We start from the raw sequence: 6010 nt of genomic DNA on the forward strand, positions 1-6010 counted from the left end.
GGCGGGGGGGGGGAGGGGGGGGCGTAGGGCTCCGCGCGGGGGCGCGGGGCGGTCTCGGGGAGGCGGGCGAGGAGGTCGCGGCGTAGTCCGGGCACGGGCAGGCCAGCCGCCGCCAGGGCGCGCCGGGCCGAAAAATCTTCTGACGTCAGATGTCGGGGGAGGGGGCTGGGCGGGGCGGCGGTCAGGATCCGCTGCCAGCGGCCGGCCTCGCCGCGGGCCTCGGCGATCAGCAGCGCCTCGGCATAGGGGTCCTCCGCCATCTCCGCCTCGGGATAGGCTTCTTCCAGCATTGCCCGGGAAAGATGCGGATTGGGGTCCTGCGCCTGCGGCGCGGCCAGATGCGCGGCCAGCGGCACGGCGCCGGCGAAGCGTGTCTGCGCGATCCAAAAATCCTGGTCGAATTGCAGGCTGGTGCGGGCAACCGCCTCGGGCCGCTGCAGATAGGCTGCCATCGCGCCCTGGGGGCCCGACAGGCCCAGCGCCTCGCCCACCAGGACCGGATCGAAATAGGGGTTGGGCCAGCGGCCGGCCGCCTCGCCGCTCTCCAGATAGAAGAGGATGGCGTCGTCGTCAGGAGTGTCGGGATAGCGGCGGCGGATCCAGGTGGCGTCCACCAGTCTCAGCCGGCGCAGCGCCAGCGCCAGGCGCAGCGTCGCGAAGCCGGCATGATCGGGCGGGCGCGGGGCGTCGACCAGTGCCAGCAGCCGGGCCAGCGTCGGCGTCGGGACGACGAAGGGCAGCGGCGCGCCATCCTCCAGCAGGAGGCTGACCACCGCCTCGGGATGGGCGGCCGCCAGCCGCGCCACCTGCGCCCGGTCGAAACTGCGCCATTCCAACGCGAATCCTGCGCGCAGCGGCTGTTGCAGCGCGCTCTCAAGATCGCTTCGTGAAAGTCCGGTCAACCCTGCCGCCAAAGTCTCGCCCGAGGCTCGCGCCTCGATCAGAAGCGCCTGACGAGGACTGCGTGTGTCGACCGCCCATCCCCGCAAGCCGTCAACCGGATCGATGAAATCAACGGCGCCGGCCCGATGGTCGCCAGCGGTAAACCAGGCCGCGATAGGAGCTACGGGCGCCATTGCAGGAGATCCAAAAAGAACATCAGCACCAAACATGACCCAGGAAATCCAAACGGCAAGCACCTAAACTCACTACTGAATCCCAATATTTCGTTGGATCGTGTGCACCAGATCTGAGTCGGTCACTCTAAGACATGCTGCCAGAACATCTTTCATGTTCAAGGCTTCAGGATAGTCCAGGCCACCATCATTGACCCCACAATGATGCGCCACGACGAATGACTGCTGAGCGCACACCATGATATCGCGTATCTCGGACGCCATCGAGTAGGTCCTGGGGAGCACCGACGATGCTTCGAATGCAGCATCGCGCACCATCGCGCAGGTTGATACACACTTCTCTTTTTCGCCGTCGATAAGATATAGGGTCGCCAACATCAATTGTGATTTAACGAAGTTATAATAAAGAAATGGATCTTTTTTAAATTCAGTCAGTGTTTCGCTAATTTTCGTGAGTGAGGATTTTGCCTCCGCAACCATGCCATGGAACAGCATACAGTGAATTTTTGAAGTATTGACAGAAAGTCTCCATCGAGAATATTCATTAATTTCATTGGATAAGTAATATCCTGACAAATAGTGCAGTTGATAGAATTTTTCCAGACTGGAGAAGCCAAGCTGATAAAATGACGTGGATAAAATCTGGCCAACAGCTTCCAGAGAATATTCGATGCTGCGATCTCTCTCCAATTTTGAAAGGAGAAGGCCGAGATATATTTTCAAGGAGGTTCCTTGGAGCCTCGTTTCGTAGTTGCCTATATCATGAATAAGGGAGAAATATGAAATAGATGGCTCCGAGCACAACCACATGAAGCCTCGGGCAAAGAAGATCTCCATTGGAACGACGACCCATTCATCATATACAAGAGCCTCTATTTTACCTAAATTCCCCAGCTTGATATTTTTCGAGGAAGAAATTTTGAATCCACTGTTCTCGAATCCTAAGGCGTGAGCGTGATTCACGTCCGGCCGAGGCATAGTCGGGAATTCGATGCTTTCCCTATCTTCAATAAAACTAAGGCGCATCTTCTGAATCGGTGCATATCCCAATCTTGTGCGACAGAAAATCCAGCCTTCGATTAGGCCGGACGCTTCCTCTACAATGCAATTTTCAATATTGCACTTAAATACAGCCGTATTTTCCATAGACACATCCCTTTTGATACGTTTTTTACTGCGGACTGCCTTAAATCCTCAAGGCGACGCACGCGCCATCCTCGAAAATTTCGCTGTGGATAACATTCCGAGTTAGCAACTTTACGTGAGAATTGACCTTGCCATATCGAAACCAGTCTTCATATTCTGACAACGTTTTGTTTTTGAGAAGGCAAGGCGAGATGAAATTTCTGGCGCTTGTAGGGCAGGGCGCCCTCTTCGCGGTGAGAAGCGGGTTCGATATCAAGCAGTCCGAGAAAATATCAATCGAATACAATGGATTAAACCTTCCAGTTCAGTCCACGCATATTCATAGGGCCCACAATACGACCTACCTGTCCGCCGTCCTCGCCTATGAGGGGATCTCGGCTCCAGCAAGATTTTCCGTCAAATTCGACGACAAGACCGTTGCCACCCAGAGCGTCGATGAATCTCACCTTGTCGGTAGAATTTCCCGTGTCGTGAAAGGCCGCCTTACTGGATGGATCAGCCGGCTTGGCCTCTCGGCCATCCAGGATGATTACTATGTCGAGGCGGACGGTATACGCCTCGACGGTGCGTTCCAGGTGGAGCCGCGAAAGGAATTCAGATTTGTATCCAACGCCCGCGCCCTAGACGGGTTCTCTCTCGCCATCCCCTCCTGGTGCTACGACGGCAACGAGCATCTGTTCAGCCTGAAATGCGGCAGCAGCAAGCAGGATGTACACAGATTTCTATGGCGACATGAAATAAAGAGCCAGATCGAAGTCAATTCGGAGGGAGTCATCAGTGGATGGTGTTTTGACGATAGAAATAAATCCCAACCGCTGCAGGTCGTATTGATCGTCGATGGAGAAGTTTCGTCGGATATCACGTGTTTCCGGCGGGATGATGTCACAGACGTCTTCTCGTGTGGTCCTTCGGGGTTCTCCTTCAAGATCCTCCCCCACGCCCGGAGCATCGCCATAGCGCCAAAGTATTGTCCAAACGTACCGTTTGCCGGGCCTTTCTTTCTTGAAAATGCAAAGTCGCAGGTCAACAGTATCTGGACAGCCATTCGGGGCGTGCGGATCGCAGATCAGCTTGCGGGACGGACCACCGATCAAAGCGTTGTCGCCAGCTTTCGCAATACGCTGACGTCTGTTAGAGAACGCAACGAATCCCGATTCAGAAAATCCTTGGCGGATGACCTTCCCGCCCTCAAGAAAACTGTCGTTATCGTGCCCGTGTATGACGGCTATGCAGAGGTAAAAGCTTGCTTTGAATCCTTGTTCAAAGGAACTCCCCGGTTCGTCGAGGTCATCGCTATTGACGACTGCGGCCCTGATCCGCGTATTTCTTCGTATTTGCGGGATTTGGAAGCAGCTCGCAAGATTACTCTCATCGTCAATGAACAGAACATGGGGTTCCCGCGCAGCGTCAATCGCGGCCTGGAAGAACGGCGGGGCCGCAGTGTTGTGCTGCTCAATGCCGACACCGTCGTGCCGGACGGATGGTTGGAGCGCCTGACAGCCGCTGCGCAGTCCAAGCCATATGTCGCCTCGGTCACGCCCTTGTCCAACAATGCAACGATCCTGAGCTACCCCGTCATGAACTTTGAGAATCCGTTGGATCCGGAAACTCAGTTAACAGAAATCGACGGCATCGCTTCGAAGGTCAACGACAAGCTCACCATCGAGGTTCCGGTGGGTGTGGGCTTCTGCATGTATATGACGGCGAAAGCGATCGAGGAGGTCGGCAACCTTTCCGAGGAATGGGGGAGAGGCTACGGCGAAGAGGTCGATTGGTGCATGCGCGCACGCGATCTCGGGTATGTGCACCTCGCCGCGGCGGATATTTTCGTCTGCCATGAGGGAAGCGTCTCGTTCGGGGCCGACACCAGGAAGAAGCTTGTCGCCCAGAACGGTTTGCTGCTTGGCACGAAATACCCTGACTATTTGCGTCACGTCGTCGATTTCGTCCGCGAGGATCCCCTACGTCTGGCGCGTTCAGCCATCGACCTCATGCGGATCGAAGCCGTTGGACTGCCGGTTCGGGTTCACGTGACGCACAACTTCTCCGGCGGCACCCAGGTACATGTACGCGAGTTCATTGCCCGCAGGCGAGGTGAGGAACTTGGCTGTTTGCTTCGTCCCTACAAAGCAGCTGATGACTGGGGACAGGCAGTCGACGCTGTCGCTACCTTACGAATTCCTGACTTGAACATTCGAGTTTACTTGAAAGAAAGCGATCTTGTTGAATTCTTGAAACGTGTTACCGCGCACGGCAATCTCCCGTTTATCCTGCATTCAGCTCTGAGCTGGAATGAGAAGCTCATTGATAAAATTCTGGGGAACTTTTCCTACGACAGTGTCATCCACGACTATGCGTGGTTCTGCCCCCGTATTCAGACGTTTCACGATCGTACGTTCTGCGGCATCCCGCATGTCGAAAAATGCGTCCAGTGCGTTCGCCTCGGAACTGCGCCTCAGGACAACCAGGTGCTCTCCACCCGCGAAGGTTTGCTGGGGTATGTTGCGCGGCACCACGCCCTCCTGAGGAATGCCCGGAAGATCTCCGCACCCTCCGAGACAGCTCGTGCGATGACCCTGCGACGGTTTGGAGACCTCTCCATCGAAGTCCACCCACATCATGAAGCCGACAGCGCCTACCAGATCAGAGGAATAGATCCCAAAGCCGCCATCCTCACGATGGGTTTCCTTGGAGCTATCGGGGTCCAGAAAGGCTTCGATGTTCTAAGGGCCATTTCCAGGGAAGTGCATGAGCGGTCTTTGCCAATTCAGCTCGTCATTATCGGTTATACCTCCGACGATCACCTGCTGAGATCCGAAAATCCCGACCTGGTGATCACTGGACCCTACGAGCGTCGTCACGTCAGGACGTTGATCAGTCAACATCATCTGGATTGCATCCTGCTGCCGAGCCTCTGGCCGGAGACTTATTGCTATGCGCTGTCCGATGCATGGTCCGCCGGCGTGCCGGTCGTTACCTTCGACATCGGCGCCACTGCCGAACGTCTGCGACGCTTCGGCGGCGGCATTGTCCTGCCCGAGGGAACGGCATGGCCCACGATTCCGGACACGATCCTTGACCACATCCGATCGGGCGACTTCCGTCCCCAGGCTGTCGATCTGAACCATGGAAGAACCATTGAAGTCATTGAAGAAATAGCCGTGGCCTGACGTCTCGGCCCCGGCTGGGGAAGATCCATCGTCTTCCCCACCGGCTGACTGGCTGAACCGATCTGCTCCAGGTGGGCAATGTCCTTCGGGCCGCGCTGCGCTTCAGCGAAAATCCACCAGATGCCGGCTAGCCTGGGCAAAGTCTTGCCTGCAGGAGTGCCGATGCCCGCCCCCCGACTGCCGCTGCCCGTTGCGCGATCGGCCAGCGCCTCCTCTGGCCTGCCGGCCATCCCCTTCTATGCGCCCGATATGGGTGAGGCCGAGCTGCGGGCGCTGCAGGCCACGCTGATCTCTCGCCGCCTGGCCGGCGGCGCGACGCAGACCGAGCGCTGCCACCGGCTGCTGGCCGCCACCATGCCGGACAGCCTGCCGCTGCTGACCCAGTCCTGCACCGCGGCGCTGGAGATGGCAGCGCTGCTGCTGGAGCTGAAGCCGGGGGACGAGGTCATCATGCCCTCCTGGACCTTCTGCTCGACCGCCAATGCGGTGCTGCTGCGCGGCGTCACCGCGGCGGCGACGTCGTCGGCATCGAGGTTCAGCGTGTCCTCCCGCACATCGGCGAAAACCGGCACGGCGCCGCGCAGCAGCACCGCATTGGCGGTCGAGCAGAAGGTCCAG

At 57.5% G+C, this 6010-nt stretch carries 3 protein-coding genes and 2 pseudogenes; 2 read left to right on the forward strand and 3 right to left on the reverse strand.

Features of this window, described 5'->3' with window-relative positions; all coding sequences use genetic code 11:
- Together BKE38_RS24925 and BKE38_RS31645 are read right to left on the reverse strand one after the other, a co-directional pair.
- Nucleotides 1-836: hypothetical protein (locus BKE38_RS24925; RefSeq protein WP_207553668.1), on the reverse strand; the 836-nt coding region annotated here is incomplete at its 3' end.
- A gap of 312 nt (nucleotides 837-1148) precedes the next feature.
- A complete protein-coding gene (locus BKE38_RS31645; RefSeq protein ID WP_131829717.1) occupies nucleotides 1149-2222 on the reverse strand; it encodes a hypothetical protein in 1074 nt (357 codons plus the stop codon).
- A gap of 191 nt (nucleotides 2223-2413) precedes the next feature.
- Here BKE38_RS31645 and BKE38_RS24930 point away from each other — a divergent pair, with 191 nt between their 5' ends.
- On the forward strand, nucleotides 2414-5392 hold the full coding sequence (locus BKE38_RS24930; RefSeq protein WP_083747848.1) for a glycosyltransferase: 2979 nt from the start codon (nucleotides 2414-2416) through the stop codon (nucleotides 5390-5392).
- A gap of 249 nt (nucleotides 5393-5641) precedes the next feature.
- Nucleotides 5642-5890: pseudogene (locus BKE38_RS33480) on the forward strand (DegT/DnrJ/EryC1/StrS family aminotransferase); the annotation flags it as partial.
- 32 nt (nucleotides 5891-5922) lie between these two features.
- On the opposite strand, the pseudogene BKE38_RS33875 reads toward BKE38_RS33480, so the two are convergent.
- Nucleotides 5923-5982 (reverse strand): annotated as a pseudogene (locus tag BKE38_RS33875) (hypothetical protein); the annotation flags it as partial.
- Nucleotides 5983-6010: the final 28 nt, after the last annotated feature.

The sequence above is a fragment of the Teichococcus deserti genome, assembly GCF_001982615.1.
GTDB classification, from domain to species: domain Bacteria; phylum Pseudomonadota; class Alphaproteobacteria; order Acetobacterales; family Acetobacteraceae; genus Pseudoroseomonas; species Pseudoroseomonas deserti.